Source organism: Paenirhodobacter ferrireducens, assembly GCF_004022265.1.
In the GTDB taxonomy this organism is placed as follows: domain Bacteria; phylum Pseudomonadota; class Alphaproteobacteria; order Rhodobacterales; family Rhodobacteraceae; genus Rhodobacter; species Rhodobacter ferrireducens.
The window spans coordinates 26,743-49,246 of sequence record NZ_SAVB01000011.1; the positions used below are offsets into that span (position 1 = coordinate 26,743).

Below are 22,504 nucleotides of genomic sequence, written 5' to 3' on the forward strand. Positions count from 1 at the left end.
CTGGCACGGATGCGGTTCCGAAAACATGTGCGCCCCGGTTGGGTCCGGGGCGCGCTTTTCGCATCTGCGGCCGCGGTCTGCGCCCTGCTGGCCGGTGCCGCCGCTCCGCTCCGGGCCGAGCCGCCGGCCCATACCCCGCTGCAATTCGCCCTCGCCACGCCGGCGATGCGGCTTGCCGCGCTTGGCCGGGGCGGGCTCGATCCGGCCGAGCGGCCGCTCGCGCAGGCCGAGCTGCGCCGGCTCGGCTATGGCTGGGCTGGGCCGGGTCTTGCGGCGGGCGAGGCGCGGCTGCGGCCGCTGCTGAGCTATGACCCGAACGCCAATGGGGGTTACGAGGCCACCGGCTTCGATCTCGGCGGCTTGGCCTTCAGTGTCGATCCCGACTATCGCGCCCGCGCCCGCCTGATGGCCGGGGTTCGCGGGCAGGCGAATGCGGTCTTCGCCCTTGGCGGCCGCTTCGCCGCCGAGGCCTTCCTCGATGCCCGCTATCTGCATGCGCTCGGCGGGTCCGAGGAAAAAACCACGGCGCAGGCCGGCGCCTGCCTGCGGCAGGGGCTGAGCGCGCGCACCAGCCTGCGCGAATGCCTGAGCACCGGCTTTTCCCAAACCACGCTTGGCTTCAGCCGCGGCTCGGCGGCCGAGATCGGTCTGAGCCACGGCTTCGGCCTCGGGCCGGTGCTGCTCGAGGGCGGCGGCGTGCTGCGCCGGGCCCGGCTGGCGCAGGGCGCGCTGCAATGGCAGGGCACGGCGACGCTCGCCACGGTCTCGCCCGGGGCGACGCGGCTCGATCTGGCGCTGTCTCTGGGCGAGCCGGTGGCCAGCGAGGTCGCGATGCGCCACCGGCTGGGCCTTGCGCTGACCCGGCAGATCCTTGGCGAGTGGACGCGGCTCGAGCTGGCGCAGGAGCAGCGCGCGGGCGGGCAGTTCCTGGGCAGCGCGCGGCGCGAGCGGCGGGTCTCGGCGCGGCTGGTGCGGGGCGTGCCGCTGACCTCGGGACAGGGCCGGCCGCTTGCCGCGGATCTGGCGCTTGGCTGGGAACTGGTCACGGCGCGGCAAAGCGTGCTGGCGGAGCGCAGCCTGACCGTCGAGCTGTCGCTGCGCTTCTAGGCCCCCTGCCCCGCCGTTTCGCGCCCGGGTGCCGGGCGGAAGACGAAGGCGGCGTCGGCCGCCGCATGCGCCTCGGCACGCGCCGCCAGATCCGCGTGCAGGGGCGATTTCACGCAGGTCGGATCGGTCGCCCCGGCATCGCCCGCGAGCGCCATCGCCTGACAGCGGCAACCGCCGAAATCCTTCGTCTTGCGCTCGCACGAGCGGCAGGGCTCGGCCATCCACTCGGTGCCGCGATAGGCGTTGAAGGCGGGGTTCTCGGCCCAGATCCGGGCCAGCGGCACCGCGCGCGCCGACCAGAACTCGAGCCCCGGGATCGTCTGCGCCGCATGGCAGGGCAGAACCGTGCCGTCGGGCGCGACATTCAGCCCGGTGCTGCCCCAGCCGCCCATGCAGCGCTTCGGATAGTCGCCATGGTAATCGGCCGGCACATAGTCGATCACCAGCCGCCCGCGCAGCCGCGCGCGGGCCTCGGCGACGATCTGCCCGGCCTCGCGCGCCTGCTCGCGCGAGGGCATCAGCGCGTCGCGGTTGCGCAGCGCCCAGCCGTGGAACTGCACCGTTGCCACCTCGAGCCGCCGCGCCCCCAGCTCGAGCGCCATCTCGATCGCGCGCGGCAGCTGATGCAGGTTGCGCCGGTGAAGCACCGCGTTCAGCGTCAGCGGAAAGCCGATCTCGCCGATCTGCCGCGCGACCTCGAGCTTGCGCGCAAAGGCGCCCTCGAGCCCGCCGATCGCATCGGCCATCGCCGCATCGGTGCCCTGCAGCGACAGCTGCACATGATCGAGCCCCGCGGCATCGAGCGCCGCGAGCCGCGCCGCGGTCAGCCCGATCCCCGAGGTGATGAGGTTGGTATAAAGCCCCGCCGCCCGCGCCGCCGCCACCAGATCGACCAGATCGCGCCGCGCCGCCGGCTCGCCCCCCGACAGGTGCAGCTGCAACACGCCGAGATCCGCCGCCTCGCGGAAGATCCGCGCCCAGTCCTCGGTGCCCATCTCGGCCGCGCCGCGCACCAGATCGAGCGGGTTCGAGCAATAGGGGCAGGCAAGCGGGCAGCGATGCGTCAGTTCGGCCAGCATCGCGATCGGCGGGCGGGTCATGGGCTCACCTCCAGAAACAGCCGCTCGCGCAGGGCATTGAGGAAGCCGCCGGCATCCTCGGCGATCTGCGCCTCGGGCGCGCCGAAGGCGGCGGCCAGCCGCGCGCAGATCTCGCCGAAACTGCGGCTGCCGTCGACCTCGGCCAGGATCGCCTGGCCCACGGCATCGAGCGTCACCGCGCGTTCGGGCGCCAGCAGAACCCAGCCCCCGCGCACCCGGTCGGGTTGCACCCGCACGCCGCGCGGCAGGCGCGGCACCTCGCCCGGCCCGATCACGACGCCCGCGCCCGGGACAACAGCCCCTCGCCCGGCACCCAGCCCCCGGGCGGGATCCGCGCCGGCAGCACATAGGCGGATTCAAGCGCATCGAGCTGCGCCCACAACACATCCGTCTTGAAGATCAGCGCCTTCGCCGCCGCATCCTGCTTCTCGTCGGTGTCGGCGTGGTCGAGCACCCATTGCAGCCCGAAGGCCACGTCCTTCGGCGCCTCGTTCAGGCGCTGGCGGAAATAGCTCAGCGCGGCGTCATTCGCGAAGGCATAGTTGCGCAGCAAGCCCTCGATCCGCCGGGCATGGATCGCCGGCGCGAAGAGTTCGGTTAGCGAGGCCGCCACCGCCTCGAGCAGGGTCTTTTCCCGCACGAAACGCACATAGGCATCGACCGCAAAGCGCGTCGCGGGCAGCACGCCTTCGCACGATGCCACGTAATCGGGATCGAGCCCCACGGCTTCCGCCAGCCGCAGCCAGCGCCGGATGCCGCCCTCGTTCGTGTCGGTGCCGTCGTGATCCTCAATCCGCGAGCGCCAGGCGCGGCGCAGCGCCGGGTCCTCGACCCGCGACATGAAGGCCGCGTCCTTCATCGGGATCGAGTGCTGATAGTAATAGCGGTTGATCACCCAGGCCCGGACCTGATCGGGGGTGCAGCCGCCACCGTGCAGCCGGTGATGGAACGGGTGCAGGTCGTGATAGCGCTCGGCGCCGATGCGGCGCAGCCGCGCCTCGAAAGCGGCGGGGGAAGCGGCGGGCTCCGTCATTGGGTGATCTCCAGTCCGTCCTGTCCGATGGTCCAGCCTGCCGCCTCGGCCCCGGCGCGTTCCGCCGAGCCCGGGCGCAGCACCGGGTTGGTGTTGTTCATGTGCACGAAGACGCGCCGGCCGATGCTGACATCCGCAAGCGCCGCGATCGTGCCGCCGGGCCCCGAGATCGACAGATGCCCCATCCGCGCGCCGGTCTTGTGGCCCAGCCCCGCGCGGATCATCTCGTCGTCGGCCCAGAGCGTGCCGTCGAAGAACAGCACGTCCGCCCCCTCGATCCGTGCGGCAAGACCCGGCGTGATCGCGGCACAGCCGGGGATGTAGAGCACCCGGCGCTCTGCCCCCACGAGCTCGACCCCCACCGTCTGCTCGCCGACGAGCCCGGTCTCGACCACCTCGCCCTCGAGGTAGAGCGGCACCTTGCCCGGCACGGCGAAAAGCGTCGCCTCAAGACCCTGTGCCAGCCGAAAGGGCGTGTCGAGGGCCACCGGACGGCGCACGACCAGCCCCGGGCGCAGCGCGTCGAAGACCGGGTTCGCCGCCAGCACGTCCAGAATCGCCGGCGTCGCGAAGAGGTCGAACCCCTGCATCTCGCGCAGCGTCAGCAGCCCCGCGATATGGTCGATATCGCCATTCGTCAGCAGCACCGAGGCAAGCGGCACCGCCCGCGGCCCGGTCGGGTGCAGGGGGGGCGCCGCCGCCAGCTGCGCGCGGATGTCGGGCGAGGCGTTCAGCACCGCCCAGGTGCCGCCGCCATCGCCCGAAACGGCAAGCGAGGATTGCGTCAGTGACGCAATCTCGCCCGCCCGCGCGGCCGCGCAGTTCGGACACCCGCAGTTCCACTGCGGCAGCCCGCCACCCGCCGCGGCGCCCAGAATGCGCAGTCGCAAGGCGCTCAGAACAGCACGCCGCCTTCGTCTTCCGACGGGCCGTACATGTTGATTTCCATGCCGCATTCGATTTCGCGCAGAACCGGTTTCGTCCAGGCCATAGGTCCCTCCTCCCGAGGTTGCGCCCGTGGTCCCGGGCGATGGCCCATGCTGCCAGATTGACCCCCGGCGACGCGACTCCTCCTTTGGTCGGAGATGCGGGCGCGGCGGGGGGTTGATTCCGGCCGGTTTCGAACCTATCTAGACAGGTAGCTGGACAGGAGGCCCCGCCATGTGGACGCTGCAAGACGCCAAGAACCGTTTCTCCGCCGTGGTCGAGGCCGCGCTTGCGGGCCAGCCGCAAGAAGTGACCCGGCGCGGCAAGCCCGCGGTCGTGGTGCTCTCGGCCGCCGATTACGCCCGGATGCAGGCCGCGGCGACGGCGCATCGCGGCTCTTTCGCCGCGCATCTGCGCGCCTTCCCCAAGGGCGGCGCCCTGCCCGAGGATCGCCCCGCGGTCACGCCGCGCGACGTCGCGTTCTGATGCTGATCCTCGACACCAACGTGATTTCGGCTCTGCGCCGGCCCGAACGCAGCCCCGCGGTATCGGCCTGGCTTGCGCGCCAGCGCGACGAGGAGCTGTATCTCTCCGTGATCACACTGGGCGAGATCGAGCGCGGCATCGCCCGGCAGGAGGTACTGAACCCTGCCTTCGCGCAGGATCTGCGGGCGTGGCTGTCGCGCACGGTGACGCTGTTCTCAGACCGCCTCCTGCCCTTCGGCGCCGAAGAGGCGCGGATCTGGGGCCGGCTTTCGGCCGAGATCGGCCACGCCGGCGCCGATCTGCTGATCGCCGCCACCGCGCTTGCACACGATGCCACCGTGGTCACCGGCAACATTGCCGACTTCCTGCCCACCGGCTGCCGGCTCGAAGACCCGTTCGGCTGAATCCGGCCCGAACAAAGCCTGTTTGAGGCATCGGGGGGAAAGCCGGGGCCAGCCCGGCGGGCTGCACGCCTCGGCGCAAGCGCGGTCGGGATGCGGGATAAGCCGTCGCTCAGCCCAGCCACCTGTCGAAGCGCCGCTCGCCGTCCGGACTGAACCTGATGACGCGAGAGGCAGGCAACCGACGCGCCCAGGATTGGGCAATCACATGATCCAGGATGGCCTTGCCCAACCGCCCCGCCAGATGCGGTCGCCGCTGGCTCCAGTCGAGGCAGGCACGGCACAGGGGTCGATTGCTCGGCGGCAGATTCTCAGGATCCAGACCGATCTCGGCCAGCTTGTCACGGCCGCGGCCGGTCACGGTCAGATCATCCGCCAACCACTGATCCGCCTGCATCCGCTCGAACAGCCGGACGCCCATCTCGCCCGCCAGATGATCGTAACAGATCCGGGCCTTGCGCAGCGCGGGATCGCGCGGGCCGGTGCGCACAGGCGGCGCTGCATCGCTGGAAAAGACCATCAGCGCTTCAAGCAGGCTGCCGACATGAGACCCTGCCAGGCGGAAATAGCGGTGCCGCCCCTGCGCCTCGACCACCAGCACCTCGCCATCCACCAGCTTCGCAAGATGCGAGCTGGCGGTCTGGCGGGTGATCCCGCCGAGGCCTGCCAGCTCGGTCGCGGTCAGCGCACGCCCATCCATCAGCGCAATCAGCATCGCACTGCGCGCAGGATCGGCCACAAGGGCGGCTATGCGGGCGATATCGGGGCCTTCTCTCATGGTTCGATCCTAATCGAACCTTTCCCTGCCTCCAACCGGCTAGACCCGGTGTCAGCAAGAAAGGCACAACCCCATGATTACCTGCGTCATCACCTATGACATCGACCCGAACCGGCGCGAGCTCTTCGCGCAATATGCCCGGAATTGGGGGGAATGCAGCCCGCGCTGCGGTGCCGATCTGGTCGGCTATTTCGCCCCGCACGAAGGCTCGACCACGACGGCCTATGGCCTCTATTCGCTGCCGTCTCTGGCCGAGTACGAAGCCTATCGCACCCGTCTGGCGGCCGATCCTCTGGGGCGCGCGAATTACGAATTTGCCAGGCGCGAGGGCTTCATCCGAGGCGAAAGCCGCCTGTTCGTCAAGCTGGCCTCGGCGCCGCATGGGGGGCGTGCATGATTGCCGTCATCTTCGAGGCCTGGGTTCCCGGCGCGGCGCAGGCCGACTATCTCGATCTGGCGGCGGACCTGCGACCACTGCTGGCGGAGCTCGATGGCTTCATCTCGATCGAGCGGTTCCAGAGCCTGACCACCCCCGGCAAGGTTCTGTCGCTGTCATTCTGGCGCGACGAAGCGGCGGTCGCGGCCTGGCGAAACCTGCCCGAGCACCGGCGCGTGCAGGCCGCTGGCCGCGATCGCGTCTTTGCCGATTACCATCTGCGCATCGCGGCGGTGACCCGGGAGTACGGCATGACCGCCCGCGCCGAGGCTCCGCCCGACAGCCGCGCCATCCACAAGGAGACCGCCGATCATGTTTGACCTCGAGTTTCATCTGGAAAACCGCCCCGGCGCTCTGGCCGAACTGGGCGAGGCGATGGCGCGCGCCGGCGTGTCCTTCGAGGGCGGCGGCGTGTTCAGCCGTGGGGACCGGACCCTCGCACATTTCCTGTTCCGCGATGGCGAGGCTGCGGCCCGCGCGGCGCGCGATGCCGGAATCGCGGTCGTGGCGATCCGCAAGCCGCTGATCCGCTGGTTGAAACAGGGCACGCCGGGCCAGTTGGGCGCGATCTCCCGTGCCCTCGCCGCGGCCGGGGTCAACGTCCTCGTGCAATATTCCGATCATCACAACCGGCTTGTGCTGATCTGCGATCAGGAAGATCTGGCGCGGCGCGTGTCCGAGGCATGGTGCGACGGCGGCACTCTGCAGACCGGCGTGCGCTGAGCGATAGGCCCGCCGCAGAGAGCCGATGACCGCATGCCCAGCCGTCGGCAAGAGGGGCGACTGACCTCGACCGGATCGCATGAAACCCGCCGCCCCCCGCAAAAACAACACACACCTGACGCAGCAAGTTGAAATTTCCGCTAAGGGTTTAGAATTAAACCATTATTTTCACTATCTTGGGAAAAGTTGCTCACAGTCGAGTTTTCTTTGTTTTTCATATGGTTGCAGAATTCGTGGCACACCGTGCCACCTTTATGGCACGGTGTGCCTCGGCCCCTGAACAGCCCTGGTTTTCTTAGACTCCGTCGCGTCTCGTCACCTTTCTGCGGTCGTGTCCGTCAAGCTGGGGAATTTTCCGGATGACCCGAGGTCCTGATCCGGCGACTTTCGTCGTGATGCTGAGAATGGGGCCGATCTCTTCCTTTTTGATCTGCGCGAAGGCTCCGGCGATCAGGTCGCAGCTTGAGGTCTGCCAGTCATCGTTCTGCTCGAACAGCACGGCGCCGATCGAAGGCATGACCGGGGCCGTGGCCAGATCAGCATGTCAATTGGCCAGTCGGCCACCGAGATCCATGGCAAGCTGAATCAATCACGACGGTTCGATCTGGAAATAGGAGTCCCCCCTAGCCTGACCGTATTGAACGTTTGGGACGACAGCGAAATGCTCTGATCCTCACGATCTGCAACGCGCTGTTCATCTGTTCGATCTCAATTGACCTGGCCCTGACCGGTCTCGTCGACTATCAGCTCGCTCCCCAGCCTTGGCTCGCGACATTGCCATTCGCGTTCATCACCTTGGGGGCCGCGCTCACGACCTGGGGTGCCGCAGGCCTGATGCAACGGCTCGGGCGTCAGGCGGGATTCGTGATCGGAACAGCCTTCGGGGCGCTTGGCGGGCTGATCTCCGTCTGGTCGGTGCTGCAGGGGATGTTCTGGGGCTTTGCACTGGGGACCTTCTGTGTCGGCATCTGGCAGGCTTTTGCGCAGTATTATCGGCTTGCCGCGGCCGATACCGTTCCCAAAGCCCAAAAGGCGAGGGCCATTTCCTATGTGCTGGCGGGCGGGCTGATCGCTGCGCTGGCCGGCCCCGCGCTTGCGAACTGGAGCCGGGCCTGGCTCGGAGATCCCTTCTTTGCGGGGGCCTATCTGGCCGTGGCGGGACTGGCAGGGGTGTCGCTGTTGCTCTTGTCGCTCTATCGCGATGACGCTCACCTTCGGAATGCAGCAGGGTCCCCACCCCGGCGCATCGTTGTGTCCGCACTTCTTGCCCGGCCTGAGTACCGGGCGGCGCTGGTCAACTCGACCGTGAGCGGCGTCGTCATGATGTTCCTGATGACGGCGGCGCCGATTGCCGCGATCGGCTGCGGGCTGAGCGTGGGAGACAGCACAAGCATCATCCAATGGCACCTCCTGGGCATGTATGGTCCGTCTCTGTTCGCGGGAATGCTGATCTCGCGTATCGGCGCTCTCGCGCATCCCGCATCTTGGGAATGTCATCACCTTGGCCTGCGTCATCGTGGGGGCAAGCTCGCAGTCCAATGTCGCCTTTCACGCGGCGCTTCTCGCTCTCGGTGTCGGCTGGAACTTCATGTTCGTTGCCGGGACAGCCCTGCTGACGCAATCGCACAGCGCTGAGGAGCAGGCACGCGCGCTTTCCGACCTTGACCCTGCACGGATCGACAGCGTGATCGTTCCGGGTGGCGCACGGCCGGGCGCGCCGCCCGAAAGCCGCGCGATTTCCAGCTGGCTGGCCAAACATCATGGATCGTTTTCCCAGGTCTGTTCGGTGTGCACGGGCGCCTTCATCCTGGCCTCTGCAGGGCTGTTGTCCGGCCGTCGGGTGACGACCCATTGGAACTGGACCAACGAGTTGCGAAGACGCTGTCCTGAGGCGCTGGTCGGACTCGATCCGATCTATATTGAGGATGGGCCGATCTGGACACCTGCGGGTGTCAGCGCAGGGATTGACATGACCTTGGCATTGATCGCGCGCGACCAGGGCAGACACGTCGCCATGGCCGTCGCGCGCAGCCTCGTGGTCTATATGACGCGGTCTGGCGGGCAGGCGCAATTCAGTGCCCCGCTCGAAGCACAAGGTGGCGCAGATACGGTCTTTGGCGAGCTGAATGGCTGGATCCTCGAAAACCTGTCGGAGCGGCTCGACCTTGAGGGGCTGGCCGCGCGCGCGGGAATGTCCGAGCGCACCTTCCGCCGCCGGTATCGGGAGATCACAGGGCGCAGCCCGATGCAGGCCGTTGATCTGTTCCGCGTCGAAGCGGCGAGTCAGGCCCTGGTGTCAGGCTCGAGGTCGATCAAGCAAATTGCGCGACAGGTCGGTTGTGCCAGCGAAAGCAATCTTTTGCATCTGTTTCGTCGTCATTATGGCGTGACACCAAGCGAATTCCGCGCACGGTTTACGCCGAAGAATACGTCCGCCGCCGTTAGGGGGTGAGGACCCGGCGATGTCGGGCAATTCGGCGGTTGGACTGAGGGAGCCCCTTCCCGGCCGTTGTTGCGCAACTCCTGCCCGAGACATGATCGCCCCCTCGCCCTTCGGGGTCCGGCCACGCGAACGATCCCGGCCGCTCCGCGGGCCGGGAAGCTGTTCGTCAATGCAATGCGGATCGGGGATGATCGGGCAACTCTGGCGGCACGGGGCTGTCACCGTCGCTGCTGGGAGTAAAGGCCACGGCCCGGATGTCAGACCTGGCGGTGTCCAGCGCCGGATGCCCCTTGCGCTATTGGCGCCGGCCCTGGACACCATATTTGCGGGTCTGCCATTCATTCGATGGGCTTACGCGGCTGCGCTGCAGCCACACTCCGATCTCATTCACCGAGGAACTTGATGCCGGTGCTGTCCAGCAGCGGGTTCAAGGGACCATCGGCGTCTCGTGCCATCGACAGGGGGAGCTCGGGCACTGCCCAGTTCAGGCCAGCCATCTTGAGCAGACGGGCAACCATTCCGGCGTTTGTCGGGGTGGCAGCTTGAACAGGACCTTCATGGTCAGACAGAACTGGATTGCTGCCTCAGCGAACACCGCAGGGCGACCGGGGCTGCGTTGCGGCGCGCGCCAAGCCCGTTCTTGTCCAGCCAGGTGCGCACAGACCCGTGCTTGCGAAGCGAAGCGGTGCAGCTGAGCCAGATCGTCATGCGGCAGAGGGCGGGGGCAGGCTTGCGCATGCCCATCGTCTAACCATCTGGATTCACGTCAAGAATCCTCCAAGGTCAGCGTTGTGTGACAATGTCTCTGCAGGAAAGCTCCCCATCCGTGCGCCATCGGTGCATCCGGGGGAATCGCTCAGGGGTCAGTCCGGCAAGCTCACCGGACCAAGATCGGCCCAGCGATCGCCCGGCCCCGGATTGTCGGGTGCGCAGGCTCCGCCCATATGGGTCATGATCCCCCAAACGGCATTCAGCGCGGTCTGCACCGCTCCTTCGACCCAAGCCGGTGTCCAGCTGATGCCATCCCCGGCCAGGAAGATGCCGCGCTGCGCTGCAGGCAGCTCCGATTGCATGAAATGGCCGTACATCCGGTGGTTGTAGCGGTAATGGCCGGGCAGCGCGCCCTTGAACGCGCCGAGGAAATTCTCATCCGCCTCCCAGCTCACGCAGATCGGATTGCCGCGGATATGGCGACGGATGTCGACCCCGGGATAGATCCGCTCAAGCGCCGAAAGCGCCAGTTCGACGCGCTTTTCCGGCCCGTAGGGCAGCAGTTTCAGCGCATCGGTCATCCAGCTGTAGGACAGGCAGATCACCGCCGGCCGCCCGGGACCGTTGTCGAAGAAATAGGTCCCCCGCGTGTTGCGATCAGTCAACGTCATCGACATCAGCGGGCGCCCGTCGGGGCCGGGATCGTTCCAGAACGGGCGGTCTACCATCACGAAGGTCTTGGCGGCCTGCATGTAACGGGTGCGATCGAGCGCCATCCAGAGCTTCTGCGCGAACAGCGCCTCATCCACCTCGACCGAGGTCGTCAGAAGATGGCTCTGGCAGGTGACGAGAACAGCGGCATAGTCGCGCGCGACTCCCCACTGATCGGTCACCGTCAACCCGCCCTGCGCATTGCGCGCGATCCGGACGGCGCGGCCCAGCGTGCCGCCTCCGTTCAGCGTCGAAAGCGATGTGCCGTCCGGCCAATGCGCACAGGGAGCGACCTCGTTCCAGAGCCGGTGCAGCACCGACTCCACCCCGCCCACGATATATCTCTGGTGATCGTCGAGCTCGAGCAGGTTGACGCGCAGGATCTCCAGCATCGAATTCGGAAAGTCGCTGTCCCAGCCACCGGTCCCGAAGCCGACCTGGCCGAAGACCTCACGGTGACGGAAGCTCAGGCTCCGGAACGCCTGCGACGAGGTGACAAAGTCATAAAAGGTGCGCTCATCCCATTTCTCGACGAGCGGATCCCAGATCTGCTTGATCCGCTCCGCGTCGCGGGCCCGCACCGCCAGTGTCAGCGCCGCGAAATCGGCATGTTCTTCCAGTGCCGCGCGATAGGCCTGCGCCACTTCGCGATACAACGGCGGAAGATCACCAGCCTCCCGGGCGAAATGGGTCTCGCCCTCGAGATCGATCACCGTCGAACCAGCCGCCGGGGTCAGCGGGTTCGGGAACGGTCGGCTTTCCATCCCGAGCTTGTCGACATAGTGATAGAAGCCGCGCGAAGAGACCGGAAAGCGCATCCCGCCCAGTTCCGCGATCACCGTCTCGGCGCCCTCGAAAGGTTCGGATCGCAACCGGCCGCCAAACTTGGCGGATTCGTATATTTCCGGCCGCAGCCCCATCTTCATCAGTTCATGCCCGGCGATGATCCCCGCAGCCCCGGCTCCGATCACCGCCACTGGTTCGCCATGGCGCTCGACCGGGATCCGCCCGAGCCCCGCGGGATGGTTCAGCCAGTCGTCATAGGCGAAGGGGAAGTCGGGGCCGAAGGCGGTGACGGGCTTGAGAACGGTCATCTCAGATCGGGCTTCCTGTTGGGCCAAAAAGGCGTAACTGTTTGATACACTATATATTTTCTGGAGGCCGGAAGTGAAGCTGGCACTTTGGCAGATGCCGCCGACAGATGGGCGGATCGAGGCCGATTTTTCGGCATTTTGTATGCAGCTGCAGGCTGCCACCGCTGCCGGCGCAAAGTTCCGATGCCAAGCTTGCGGGGAGCGAGGGGGATCTGAGCTTCGGCGGGAATCCGTCATCTCTGGCCCGACGGCAAAGCCCTCGCTTGCGCTGCCCCCGGGGAAAGTGCTGTTGAGCGTCGATCTGGTCGCCGCGGGTGCAGGGCCCGAGGCCTGCGTCCGGAGCCGTGGCGGCGATACCGGCCCGCGCTGCGCTGACCGGGAAAGCGGCGAGAGGCTTCCGGGCCAGGGCGGGCTGTTCCCGCCCGTCAGGCCCTGGAGAGCCGACGATAGGTGATGCCGCGCGCCAGCCAGCACCCGAGCGTCAGCCCCTCAACCCGGCCCGCGGCATCCCGACGGACCCGCAATGTCCATTCCCCGGGCGGTGCAGCATCCATCGCGCGGCGGCTGGTTACCGCCCACAGATCCTGCGCCAGCGGATACATCCGCTCCATCGGCCCGGCACCCAACATCCCTTCGAACCCGATGCTCGCCGCGCCGTCGCGGGCCTCAATCTCCAGCGCCGCGCCGAGCGCGTCGGAGTGGTAGCGCCCGGAGATTTCCGCCGCATCGGCCCAGATCAGCGGCTCCAGCCGCGTGGCGCGGAGGGTCAGGTTCTCGGCCCGGCGCTCCATCAGGAGAAAATCCCCTTCGCGCCGCAGCGCAAGGTCGGGGGCTTCGGCACAGTTTTCCCCGGAGATGCGCAACACCACCGGCGAGACGGCATAATGCAGCCGCACCCCCCCCGGCACGGCACGGGTCCGCAGGAACAGATCACGCCCGTGATCGAACCAGAGCCCGTTCCAGCCCTCGCCGGTGGCGGCGAGCGGCGGCGAGGCATGTTCCGCCGTCCCCAACGCCGCGGTCATCAGCCCTTCGGCTGCGCGCATCGCGCTGGCCTCATGGTTGAAGAGCACGACCACCGACAAGCGCTCCGACGCCAGATGCAGCCGATAGGAACAGAACCCCCGCACCCCGCCGCCATGGGCGGTCACGGCCCGGCCCGCATGATGGTAGCGGCGTAACCCATAGCCATAGCTGGCAACCGTCCCATCGGCGAAAGAGACCGGCGCGGAAATCCGGTTGTAGAGCCCCTGAGGATCGTCGCGCGTGGCGTCGATGTGCTGCTCCCAGGCCAGCATATCCTCGAGCGAGGCGGAAACGCCTGAATCCCCAAACCAGGTGAGCGCGCTCTCGGCCGGCACGAAGCCCACCTCGTCATTGCCTTCGTAGCCGATCACGCCATCAAGGCGCGTGGCCATGTCAGGCGCGAGGCAGGCCGTCGGCATGCCGGCGGGCCGGAAGATGCGCTCGTCCAGCAGGTCGCCGAAATCGCGCCCGGTGGCGCGGCAGATCAACTCGGCGAGCAGGCGGAAATTGCCGTTCGAATAGGAGAAATGCGCCCCCGGCGGGAACTGCCCGTCCTGCGCCTGCGCCAGTAACGCCACCCCATCGGCCGCAGTGAACCGCCCCTCGGGGGCCGCGCCGTGCAGAACGGTCAGCGCCCAGTAGTCGCGCAGACCGGACTGGTTGTGGCACAGCTGGGCAATGGTCGGCAGTGGTCCACGGAACCGCGGCAGCAGCTCGGGAAGACGCGGTGCCAGCACCTCGGGATCGGGAAACAGATCCAGAAGCAGCGCGCAGGTCATCTGTTTCGAGATCGAGCAGATCGGCATCCGCCGCGCCGAGGTCATCGGCACGCGCGCCGCGGTGTCGGCATAGCCCCAGGCGCGCCGGGCGATCACGCGCCCGCGATGGACGACACCGGCCACCCCTGCGGGGCCGCGATACTGGTCGGGCAGCAGATCCAGCGCGCGTTCAAGCGCCGAGATGTCAACTTCGCGCATTCGTTCCCCCGCGGTTTGCGGTCTGTCCGATCGCTTGTCCCGTGACGAGCTATTCCGCCGCGCGGAAACAGAGCCTGGTGTCCGGCCGTGCCAGGGCCAGGAAGTCGAGCAGGTCATCGCGGCTCAGGGCCGCGCAACCGGCGGTGGAGCCATAGCCCGGGCTTGCCACATGCAGGAAGATCGCACTGCCCGCGCCGGGCACCACGGGATCGTCATTCTGCCCCAGCACGACGACGATGTCGTAGAGATCATCGCGACGCCACAGCTCCTCGTGGCTGGCCTCGAAGGGCAGCTTCACCGGGCGGTTGTAGTCGGGGTGATCCGGCGCGTCGCACCAGCCGTCGTCGACCGCGATGACGGAGGTCGGAAAGGCCGAGACCGGCGCGGCACCGAGCTTGTCGGCGCGCCAGAGCACGCGCCGGATCGGCCAGCAGCCGAGCGGGCTCACCCCGTCGCCCTCGGCGCGCTTCTCGGCGATGCCGTTGCGGCCGACCGCTGCACGCCAAACGTGCTCACCGAACCGCGCCTGCCAGTTCTCTCCCTGTCTGGTTACGATCAGATCCATGGTTTCTCTCAGTTTTCCAGCGGGAAATGGCAGGCCACGGTGTGGCCGGCGTGGTTCTGCAAGGCGGGGTCTTCCACCCGGCAGATGTCGCGTGCAAAGGGACAGCGCGTGTGGAACCGGCACCCCGGGGGCAGTGCCATCGGGCTCGGGATCTCGCCCTGCATCATCGGGCGCTCGCCTCCGCGTGCGCGCGGGTCGGGGCGCGGCACGGCGGCCATCAGCAGCATCGTATAGGGATGCAGGGGCCGGGCGAAGATCTCTTCGGTGGTGCCGACCTCGACCAGCCGGCCCAGGAACATCACCCCCACCCGATCGGCGAACTGGCGCACCACGGCAAGATCGTGGGTGATGAAGAAATAGGTCAGCTTCAGCTGATCCTGCAAATCGGCGAGCAGGTTCAGAACCTGGGCCTGGATCGACACGTCGAGCGCCGAGACGCTTTCGTCACAGACCACGAAATCGGGTTTGTTCGCCAGCGCGCGCGCGATGCCGATGCGCTGGCGTTGCCCGCCCGAAAACTGATGCGGATAATTGCGCAGATATTGCGTGCGCAGCCCGACCAGCTCCAGCAGCTCGGCGCAGCGCTCGCGGATCTCGGCGGGGGTGCCGTATCCGTGACTGCGCAGCGGTTCAGCGAGGATCTGCTCGATCCGCATGCGCGGGTTCAGCGAGGCATAGGGGTCCTGGAACACGATCTGCATTTTCTTGCGCAGGGCCCGCATCTCCCCTTCGCCAAGCCCGGTCAGTTCGGTGCCGTCATAGACAATCTCACCCGAGGTCGGTTCCTGCAGGCGCAGCATCACCCGCCCGAGCGTGGTCTTGCCGCAACCCGATTCGCCCACCAGCGCAAAGGTCTCGCGGGCACGGATCTCCAGCGTGACGCCATCGACCGCGCGCACGACCCGCGACGGGCGCCCGGCAAACCCGCCGCCCACATGGAAATGCTTGGTCAGTGCGCGGGTCGAGAGAACGATTTCGGATCCGGTGTCGGTCGTCATGGCGCGTCTCCTTGACTCAGGGCCTCTTGCGGGCAGTTGAGCCAGCAGCGACTGGCATGGGTCGGCCCGAGCGGCTTCAGCTCGGGCGCCCGCTGGCAAATCGGCATCGCCTCACCGCAGCGCGGGCCGAAGCGGCATCCCTCGGGCAGCTTGGCGAGGTTCGGCACCATGCCCGGGATCGAGGGCATCCGCCGCGAGACCCGCGGCTCGGTCGCGCGCGGGATCGAGGCCAGCAGCCCGCGGGTATAGGGGTGCGCGGGGCGCTCGAACAACTCGAACACATCGGCCTGTTCGACGATCTGGCCCGCATACATCACGTTCACCTCGTCGCACATCTCGGCGATGATCCCCAGGTCATGCGTGATCATGATGATCGAGGTTCCCACCCGGTCGCGCAGATCACGCATCAGCCGCAAGATCTGAGCCTGCGTGGTCACGTCGAGTGCGGTCGTCGGCTCATCGGCGATCAGCAGCTTCGGCTCGCAGATCAGCCCCATGGCGATCATCGCCCGCTGCCGCAACCCGCCCGACAACTGGTGCGGATAGGCATCGAGCCGGGTCTTCGGCTCGGGGATGCCGACCAGCTCGAACATCTCCAGCACCCGCGCCCGGATCGCCCGGCGGCCCAGTCCCTGATGAATCGCCAGCGGCTCGCCGACCTGTTCCCAGACCTTGCGCACCGGGTTCAGGCTGGTCATCGGTTCCTGGAACACCATCGCGATATCGCGACCGCGGATCTCGCGCATCCCGGCGGGGCCCAGTTTCGACAGGTCCTTGCCGTCGAGCAGGATCGAGCGTGCGCTCACCCGGCCCTGCGGCTGCGGCACCAGCCCCATCAGCGACAGCGCCGTCATGCTCTTGCCCGAGCCGCTTTCTCCCACAAGCCCGACGATGCGGCCCCGCCCGACGTCAAAGGACAGCTCGTCCAGCACCCGGACATCACCGCGCCCGCCGCTGAAATCGGTGCAAAGGCCGCGCACAGAGAGGATCGTGTCCTGCGTCATCGTCCTAGTCCTTCATCGAGGGGTCGAGGGCATCGCGCAGCCCGTCGCCGATGAAATTGAAGGCGAGCACTGCCAGCAGGATCGCGACCCCCGGAGAGATCGCCACGCTCGGGTTCTGGAACATGTATTCCTTCCCCTTCGCCACCAAGAGCCCCCAGCTCGCCGCCGGCGGCTGCACCCCCACGCCCAGGAAGGAGAGGCTCGATTCCCACATGATCGCCTCGGGGATCGACAGCGAGAAGAGCACGATCAGTGTCGGCACCACATTGGGGAAGATATGGTCGAACATGATCCGGCCGCGCGAGGTGCCATTGGCATGGGCCGCCTCGACGAATTCCTTCTCGCGCAGCGCGAGGGTCTGCGCCCGCACGACCCGCGCGACCGAGGCCCAGCCGACCAGGGCGAGGGCAAGGAAGATGTTCAGCAGGTTCGCCCCCAGTGTGTACATCACCACCATCGCCAGCAGCAGCGAGGGGAAGGCGATCATCATGTCGGCCAGCCGCATCACCACGAAATCGGTCTTGCCGCCCAAATAGCCGCTCAGGATCCCCATGATGGTGCCGATCAACAGCGAGATCAGGCTGGGCACGATGCCCACGACAAGCGAGATCCGCGCCCCGTACAGGATGCGGGTCAGCACATCGCGGCCGAAATTGTCGGTCCCCAGCCAATAGGTGGTCGAGGGCGGCAGCAACTGCTCGTCGAGCGCGACGCGATAGGGATCATGCGGGCTGATCCAGGGCACGAAGACCGCGCAGAACACCAGAAGCAGAATGAAGATCAGCCCCGCCATCGCCATGCGGTTGCGCCTAAAGGCGCGGACAGTGTCGCGCAGGAAGCTCGCTTCATCGGGTGTCTCCGGAGTAGCGGCCGAATCGACAGAACGGGTCATCATGCCTCTTTCCTCATCTGGGCGCGGATGCGGGGATCAAGGATCGAATAGAGAATGTCGGCCACCAGATTCCCGAGGATCACCAGCGCCGTTGCAAAGAGCACCGCGCCCTGCAGCAGCGGCATGTCACGCGATGAGATCGCGCTTACGGTGATCCGGCCGACGCCGGGGATCGAGAAGATCGCCTCGGTGATGACCGCGCCGGACAACAGGCTCGCCACCTGGATCGCCATGATCGTCACCACAGGGATCAGGGCGTTCTTCAGCGCATGGCGGGTGATGACGCCGGTCTCGCGCAGCCCCTTGGCCCGCGCGGTGCGGATGAAATCGAGCCGCATCACCTCGAGCAGGCTCGACCGTGTCAGCCGCGCGATGACCCCGGCCGAGGACCAGCCCAGAACGATGGCCGGCAGGATCATGTACTTCCAGCCGTAAAACCCCGACACCGGCAGCAGCTTCAGCTTCATCGCGAAGATGTATTGAAACAGCAGTGCCGACCAGAAGATCGGCATCGACACGCCCAGAAGCGAAAACCCCATGAAGAACCGGTCAAGCAGACTGTCGCGGCGCACCGCCGAGAGGATGCCCGCCGGAATACCGATGATCCACGACACCAGCGCGGCGCAGACCGCGAGAGACAAGGTGTTCGGAAACGCTTTCAGGATCAGGTCCGTCACCGGTCGGTTCAGCTTGATCGAGACGCCAAGATCGCCCTGCAACGCATTCCACAGGAACCGGAAATAGCGCACCACCATCGGGTCATCGAGATGCATCTGGGCCCGCACCCGCGCGATCACGTCGGGGCTTGCATGTTCTCGCATCATCAGCTCGATCGGGTCACCGGGCACCACGTTCATCATCAAAAACAGGATGATCGTGATCCCGATCAGCACCGGGATCGACACGAGGATGCGTCGGAGCGTGAACATCAACATCAGTGGAGTGCTCTTTCTGTGAGGGCAGCGGACGCGTTCGGCCGGAACGGGCAGCCGGGGCGCCGTTATTCCACTTCCACGTTGTAATAGCTCATGTCGCTCCAGCCGTTCCACGGAACGATGAAATGCTTCACCCGGGGTTGCACGACGAAGCTGTGATCGAGGCTGAACAGTGGCACCCAGGCGGCATCCGTATCGACGATCCGCGCCGTCAGATCCTGATAGAGCTTGCAGCGCTCCGCCGGGTCGGTCATCCCGCGCGCCTTCTCGATCGCGGCGAAGACTTCGGGGTCATTGTTGTTGTAACCGCGCGTCTTGCTGCCCGTTTCGGAGAAGAAGGTGTAGAAGAAGTTGTCGGGATCGTTGAAATCGGCTGACCAGACCTGCGTGTAGGCATCCGAATCCCCCGCCTTGCGCGCCGCCAGATATGCCGCCTCGTCGGTGGTGATGATCTTCGCCTTGAACCCGGCCTCGGCAACCTGCGCCTGGATGATCTGGTTCATGTCGGACCAGCGCGACGACCAGCTGGAGACCTGTTGCAGATTGATCTCGACCCCGTCGGGATAGCCTGCTTCGGTCAGCAGCTCCTTCGCCTTCACCGGATCGTATGCGATCGGCTCGGCCGGCGCATAGCAGCGCAGCCCGCGCGGCATCACGCCATCCTCGAGCTTGCCCTTGCCGTAGAAGTTCTTGTCGAGAATGGTTTGCCGGTCGATCGACATCTGGAACGCCTTGCGGACGCGGGGATCGTCGAAGGGCTTCTTCAGCTGGTTGATGTTGTAATAGTAGATGCCGACGCGCGGACCCGAGACGATGTGGTCCTTCCACTGGTCGGCCCCGTAGAAGTAGGGCGTTTGAGTCGGGGCGAAGTCCATGTCGAACACGTCGATCTCATCGGATTCGAACAGCATCCGCAGCGTATCGGGATCAGAGACCACGCGGATCAGAAGCCGGTCGAGCTTCGGCCGGCCGCGCCAGTAGTCGTCATTCGCCTCCAGCATCTCGCTGTCGTTCAGCGTGTAGTCACGCAAGATGAAGGGGCCGGTGCCATTGGTGGTTTCCGGGGTCAGACCGAACTGGTCGCCCGCCGCCTCGGTGAAGGCACGGTTGTAGATCGAGGCCCCGGGTGCCGCGAGCAGCGCGAGAAAGGCCGCGTAGGGCTTGGTCAGGGTGATCTGCACGGTCTGGTCGTCGAGGGCCTTCAGCCCCGACACGCTGTCGGCCTTGCCGTCGAGCCGTTCCTCGGCGCCGGCGATGAAGGTCAGGATGTCGGTGTTCAGCGCCTTCGTCGCGGGATTGAGCATCCGGTCGAAGGTATAGACCACGTCGTCGGCGGTCAGCACTGCACCGTTGTGGAACTTCACGTCCTTGCGCAGATGGAACGTGTAGGTCAGTCCGTCATCCGAGACGTCCCAGCGTTCGGCCAGCCCGGGGACCAGCGCCGATTGCCCCGGCCCGGTGGTCTCCGACTCTACCAGTCGGTCGAAGATGTTCAGCGGCAGCGTGTAGAAATCCGTCGTCATCTGCGCGTCGGCGCTCTTCGGATCCTCGGGATAGGACACGCGCAGCATATTCTCGGCAAAGGCGGGTGACAGCAGCATGAGGCTGGTCAGGCCCGTGGCAAGTAGCAGGTTCAGTTTCCTGGTCATTCGATACCTCGTTCTGTTCGTGTTGCCGTCTGTCCGGCGTCTTGCGACTTTTCTTGTGCATGGGATGCCTGTCGCACAGCCTCCCCCGTTCTCTGTCCGACCGCACCAGGGCCCTGCCAGGCACCGGGCGTCTCGAGCCGCAGCGCCGTGCGGATCTGTACCCTGCGGCGGATGATCCGGAACCTGTCGCCCTCCACCAAAACCTCGGGGATCAGATCCCGCGAATTGTAGGTGGACGACATCGCGGCACCATAGGCGCCGGCATCCCGGAACGCCAGAAGGTCCCCGGCCCGCAGCGCGCCGAGATCCGGATAGGTTCCGAAATCGTCCGAGCTTTCGCAGACCGGCCCGACCAGGCGCACGAGCGGCATCGCCGGCGCAGGGCGGGGCTCATGGACCGTCGTGACGGGATGATGCGCGTCGTAGAGCGCCGGCCGCATCAGATCATTCATCGCCGCGTCCAGAATGGCGAAATCGGCGCCATCCCCGCGCTTCAGATAGTGGACCCCGGCCACCAGCACCCCGGCTTGCGCGCAAAGCCAGCGCCCCGGTTCAATGGTGAGGGCCAGATCCATGTCTCCGACCGTTTGCCCGATGATCCGCGCATAATCTGCGAGGTCGGGACCCGGGCCTCCGGCGCCTGCAATGCCCAGACCTCCGCCGAGATCCAGCCGGTCGACCTGCTGCCCTGCTGCGCGGAGATCGCGGACCAACGCAGCCATTGCACTCCAGGCAAGGCGGAAGGGGGTGAGATCGAGGATCTGCGAGCCGATATGCACCGCCAGACCAACCACATGCAATTCAGGCCGCGCCGCGGCCGCCGCATAAAGCGCCGGGATCTCGTTGATCGCGATGCCGAACTTGCTGTCCTTGCGGGCGGTGGTGATCTTGGCATGGGTCAGCGCATCGACATCCGGATTGACCCGCAGCGCCACTGGCGCGCGCAGCCCAAGCGCGCGTGCCGCCGTCGCCACCGCGTCGAGCTCTGCCGGGCTTTCGACATTGATCTGGCCCAGCCCGGCCCGCAGCGCGCTGCGGATCTCGGCGTCGCTCTTGCCGACCCCCGAGAAGATGATGCGCCCTGCCGGCGTGCCCGCCGCCCGCGCCCGCGCCATCTCGCCGCCCGAAACGATGTCCATCCCGGCGCCGAGTGCCGCGAATTCTGCCAGCACGTTGATGTTGCTGTTGGCCTTGACGGCAAAGCAGACCTCGACGCGATGCGGGGCGACCGCCTCGGTCAGAGCGCAATAATGGTGTCGCAGAGCGGTCACGGAATAGGCGTAGAACGGGGTTCCGACCGCGGCCGCGATCCGGTCCAGCGGCACGTCGTCGATCGACAGGATGCCCTCGTGGCGGCTGAACCACGGGCTGTCCGGGCGGAGGGCGAGGGGCGACTTTGAGCGGGGCATAGGGCCTCTTCGGTTGAAGGATCGGCCCATCTTTCCCTGATGCATCCCTGCGTACATAATTCTATATTGTGGTCTCTTATCCACTTTCGATATGCATCGCCGCCGGGACCAGGAAATGAAACTGAATCAGCGTCAGATCGACGTGTTCAACGCGGTGATGCTGAACAAGAGTATCACCGCGGCTGCCGCGAAATTAGGCAGTTCGCAGCCGACGCTCAGCCGCGAGCTGCGCGAGATCGAGGCGCGGCTGGGGTTCGACCTGTTCCTGCGGTTCGGCAAGCGCCTGACGCCGACGGAACAGGCGCTGCTGCTGCACGAGGTCGTGCTGCGCTCCTTCGTCGGGCTTGACGAGATCGGGCGCGCCGCCTCGGCGATCCGCAGCCATAATGCCGCGAGTTTCCGCATCGCCAGCATTCCGGCCTATGCGGAATCGATCATCCCGCGGGTGATCCAGAGATGCCTGAAATCGCCGCAAGCCCTGCATTTCTCGATTCATTCGCATGAAGAGCCATCGCTGCGGACCGAGATGACGACGCAGGTCTTCGATCTGTGCATGGCCGAGAGCCTGTTCGAACGCGACAGCGCCACAAGCGAGACGATATTCGTCGGCGACATGGTCTGCGTGCTGCCTCAGGACCATCCGCTCGCCCCGCGCAAGATCCTGTCGCCGCAGGACTTCGCCGGGCAGCCCTTCCTCTATTTCAGCCAGCACGACCCCTACCGCCACAAGCTCGATCTCATGTTCCAGGCGGCGGGGGTCGCACGGGACTATGCCGCCGAGACGACCACCGCCTCTGGGATCTGCGCCATGGTGGCGGCGGGGCTGGGGGTTTCGATCATCAACCCGCTGACCGCAGCCAGCCAGATCGGCGGGCGGGTCGTGTTCCGCCGCCTGTCACACCCCGTCCCCTACCAGTTGTCGCTCTGGCATCCCGGGCGCTCGAGCCGGCTCGTGCAGATACACCGCGTTATCGCCGCCCTGCGCGAGGTGGCCGCCGAGATGTCCGAGGAGCTCGAAGGTTTCTTGCGGCGCGATGTCCCCTCCTGATCGGTCTTGCCGGCGGGCACCGCAGCCATCGCCAGGATAGCTTGGATACGA

At 66.6% G+C, this 22,504-nt stretch carries 24 protein-coding genes and 2 pseudogenes; 9 read left to right on the top strand and 17 right to left on the bottom strand.

All coding sequences use genetic code 11. The features are described 5' to 3' along the window. Positions 1 to 9: 9 nt before the first annotated feature. Positions 10 to 1,107, top strand: coding sequence for a hypothetical protein (locus tag EOW65_RS10040; protein WP_164880054.1), 1,098 nt, complete (start codon positions 10 to 12; stop codon positions 1,105 to 1,107). Here the strand turns inward: EOW65_RS10040 and pqqE are convergent. The 5 genes from pqqE to pqqA are packed head-to-tail and all read right to left on the bottom strand — an operon-like array spanning position 1,104 to position 4,231. Next, complete coding sequence (pqqE, locus tag EOW65_RS10045) at positions 1,104 to 2,207, bottom strand: pyrroloquinoline quinone biosynthesis protein PqqE (RefSeq protein WP_128149056.1); 1,104 nt, start codon at positions 2,205 to 2,207, stop codon at positions 1,104 to 1,106. The genes EOW65_RS10040 and pqqE overlap by 4 nt on opposite strands. Next, a complete protein-coding gene (gene pqqD, locus EOW65_RS10050; protein ID WP_128149058.1) occupies positions 2,204 to 2,482 on the bottom strand; it encodes a pyrroloquinoline quinone biosynthesis peptide chaperone PqqD in 279 nt (92 codons plus the stop codon). Before pqqD ends, pqqE begins: the two co-directional genes overlap by 4 nt. Beyond that, positions 2,479 to 3,240 carry a pyrroloquinoline-quinone synthase PqqC gene (pqqC, locus tag EOW65_RS10055; protein WP_128149060.1) on the bottom strand — a complete coding sequence of 254 codons (762 nt, stop codon included), beginning with the start codon at positions 3,238 to 3,240 and terminating at the stop codon, positions 2,479 to 2,481. The genes pqqD and pqqC overlap by 4 nt, the downstream gene beginning before the upstream one ends. Continuing rightward, positions 3,237 to 4,130 carry a pyrroloquinoline quinone biosynthesis protein PqqB gene (gene pqqB / locus EOW65_RS10060; protein WP_206364055.1) on the bottom strand — a complete coding sequence of 298 codons (894 nt, stop codon included), beginning with the start codon at positions 4,128 to 4,130 and terminating at the stop codon, positions 3,237 to 3,239. The genes pqqC and pqqB overlap by 4 nt, the downstream gene beginning before the upstream one ends. A gap of 5 nt (positions 4,131 to 4,135) precedes the next feature. Continuing rightward, entirely contained in the window at positions 4,136 to 4,231 is a 96-nt protein-coding gene (pqqA, locus tag EOW65_RS10065; RefSeq protein ID WP_113901478.1) for a pyrroloquinoline quinone precursor peptide PqqA, read from the bottom strand. Positions 4,232 to 4,401: 170 nt separating this feature from the next. Between pqqA and EOW65_RS10070 the strand changes: the two genes are divergently transcribed. Both EOW65_RS10070 and EOW65_RS10075 read left to right on the top strand, forming a co-directional pair. After that, positions 4,402 to 4,653, top strand: coding sequence for a type II toxin-antitoxin system Phd/YefM family antitoxin (locus EOW65_RS10070; RefSeq protein ID WP_128149064.1), 252 nt, complete (start codon positions 4,402 to 4,404; stop codon positions 4,651 to 4,653). Next, positions 4,653 to 5,057 carry a type II toxin-antitoxin system VapC family toxin gene (locus tag EOW65_RS10075; protein WP_128149066.1) on the top strand — a complete coding sequence of 135 codons (405 nt, stop codon included), beginning with the start codon at positions 4,653 to 4,655 and terminating at the stop codon, positions 5,055 to 5,057. The genes EOW65_RS10070 and EOW65_RS10075 overlap by 1 nt, the downstream gene beginning before the upstream one ends. A 109-nt stretch (positions 5,058 to 5,166) precedes the next feature. Here EOW65_RS10075 and EOW65_RS10080 read toward each other — a convergent pair whose 3' ends face one another. Continuing rightward, entirely contained in the window at positions 5,167 to 5,832 is a 666-nt protein-coding gene (locus EOW65_RS10080) for an ArsR/SmtB family transcription factor (protein ID WP_128149068.1), read from the bottom strand. Between the two features lie 73 nt (positions 5,833 to 5,905). On the opposite strand from EOW65_RS10080, the gene EOW65_RS10085 reads away from it, so the two are divergent. Genes EOW65_RS10085 through EOW65_RS10095 form a run of 3 tightly spaced genes read left to right on the top strand, consistent with a single transcriptional unit; the run spans position 5,906 to position 6,991 of the window. Continuing rightward, complete coding sequence (locus tag EOW65_RS10085) at positions 5,906 to 6,229, top strand: NIPSNAP family protein (RefSeq protein ID WP_128149070.1); 324 nt, start codon at positions 5,906 to 5,908, stop codon at positions 6,227 to 6,229. Further along, positions 6,226 to 6,588, top strand: a complete 363-nt coding sequence (locus EOW65_RS10090) for an antibiotic biosynthesis monooxygenase family protein (protein WP_128149073.1) — start codon at positions 6,226 to 6,228, stop codon at positions 6,586 to 6,588. Before EOW65_RS10085 ends, EOW65_RS10090 begins: the two co-directional genes overlap by 4 nt. Then, positions 6,581 to 6,991: an ACT domain-containing protein gene (locus EOW65_RS10095; RefSeq protein ID WP_128149075.1), complete on the top strand. Its 411-nt coding sequence runs from the start codon at positions 6,581 to 6,583 to the stop codon at positions 6,989 to 6,991. The genes EOW65_RS10090 and EOW65_RS10095 overlap by 8 nt, the downstream gene beginning before the upstream one ends. A gap of 379 nt (positions 6,992 to 7,370) precedes the next feature. Here the strand turns inward: EOW65_RS10095 and EOW65_RS20485 are convergent. Continuing rightward, a pseudogene (locus EOW65_RS20485) lies at positions 7,371 to 7,517 on the bottom strand (IS256 family transposase); the annotation flags it as partial. A 119-nt stretch (positions 7,518 to 7,636) separates the two neighbouring features. On the opposite strand from EOW65_RS20485, the gene EOW65_RS10105 reads away from it, so the two are divergent. Both EOW65_RS10105 and EOW65_RS10110 read left to right on the top strand, forming a co-directional pair. Further along, entirely contained in the window at positions 7,637 to 8,626 is a 990-nt protein-coding gene (locus EOW65_RS10105) for an MFS transporter (protein WP_164880055.1), read from the top strand. Continuing rightward, on the top strand, positions 8,580 to 9,443 hold the full coding sequence (locus EOW65_RS10110) for a GlxA family transcriptional regulator (RefSeq protein ID WP_128149081.1): 864 nt from the start codon (positions 8,580 to 8,582) through the stop codon (positions 9,441 to 9,443). Before EOW65_RS10105 ends, EOW65_RS10110 begins: the two co-directional genes overlap by 47 nt. A gap of 187 nt (positions 9,444 to 9,630) precedes the next feature. On the opposite strand, the pseudogene EOW65_RS10115 reads toward EOW65_RS10110, so the two are convergent. From EOW65_RS10115 to lysA, 10 genes and pseudogenes are all read right to left on the bottom strand, one after another. After that, a pseudogene (locus EOW65_RS10115) lies at positions 9,631 to 10,172 on the bottom strand (transposase); the annotation flags it as partial. A gap of 125 nt (positions 10,173 to 10,297) precedes the next feature. Continuing rightward, positions 10,298 to 11,950, bottom strand: a complete 1,653-nt coding sequence (locus EOW65_RS10120) for a flavin monoamine oxidase family protein (RefSeq protein WP_128149083.1) — start codon at positions 11,948 to 11,950, stop codon at positions 10,298 to 10,300. Positions 11,951 to 12,375: 425 nt separating this feature from the next. After that, positions 12,376 to 13,953, bottom strand: a complete 1,578-nt coding sequence (locus tag EOW65_RS10130) for a D-aminopeptidase (protein ID WP_128149085.1) — start codon at positions 13,951 to 13,953, stop codon at positions 12,376 to 12,378. Positions 13,954 to 14,002: 49 nt separating this feature from the next. Then, positions 14,003 to 14,518, bottom strand: a complete 516-nt coding sequence (locus EOW65_RS10135; RefSeq protein ID WP_128149087.1) for a L,D-transpeptidase family protein — start codon at positions 14,516 to 14,518, stop codon at positions 14,003 to 14,005. 8 nt (positions 14,519 to 14,526) lie between these two features. Then, positions 14,527 to 15,516, bottom strand: coding sequence for an ABC transporter ATP-binding protein (locus EOW65_RS10140; protein ID WP_128149089.1), 990 nt, complete (start codon positions 15,514 to 15,516; stop codon positions 14,527 to 14,529). Further along, the gene (locus tag EOW65_RS10145; protein ID WP_128149091.1) at positions 15,513 to 16,520 is read right to left on the bottom strand and encodes an ABC transporter ATP-binding protein; all 1,008 of its coding nucleotides are present in this window, start codon (positions 16,518 to 16,520) and stop codon (positions 15,513 to 15,515) included. The genes EOW65_RS10140 and EOW65_RS10145 overlap by 4 nt, the downstream gene beginning before the upstream one ends. A gap of 4 nt (positions 16,521 to 16,524) precedes the next feature. Beyond that, positions 16,525 to 17,415, bottom strand: coding sequence for an ABC transporter permease (locus EOW65_RS10150; protein ID WP_206364050.1), 891 nt, complete (start codon positions 17,413 to 17,415; stop codon positions 16,525 to 16,527). Continuing rightward, the gene (locus EOW65_RS10155; RefSeq protein WP_206364051.1) at positions 17,412 to 18,341 is read right to left on the bottom strand and encodes an ABC transporter permease; all 930 of its coding nucleotides are present in this window, start codon (positions 18,339 to 18,341) and stop codon (positions 17,412 to 17,414) included. The genes EOW65_RS10150 and EOW65_RS10155 overlap by 4 nt, the downstream gene beginning before the upstream one ends. A 71-nt stretch (positions 18,342 to 18,412) precedes the next feature. Next, a complete protein-coding gene (locus tag EOW65_RS10160) occupies positions 18,413 to 19,996 on the bottom strand; it encodes an ABC transporter substrate-binding protein (RefSeq protein WP_128149095.1) in 1,584 nt (527 codons plus the stop codon). Further along, complete coding sequence (gene lysA, locus EOW65_RS10165; RefSeq protein ID WP_128149237.1) at positions 19,993 to 21,405, bottom strand: diaminopimelate decarboxylase; 1,413 nt, start codon at positions 21,403 to 21,405, stop codon at positions 19,993 to 19,995. The genes EOW65_RS10160 and lysA overlap by 4 nt, the downstream gene beginning before the upstream one ends. Before the next feature lie 115 nt (positions 21,406 to 21,520). On the opposite strand from lysA, the gene EOW65_RS10170 reads away from it, so the two are divergent. Next, complete coding sequence (locus EOW65_RS10170; RefSeq protein WP_128149097.1) at positions 21,521 to 22,453, top strand: LysR substrate-binding domain-containing protein; 933 nt, start codon at positions 21,521 to 21,523, stop codon at positions 22,451 to 22,453. Positions 22,454 to 22,504 lie beyond the last annotated feature (51 nt).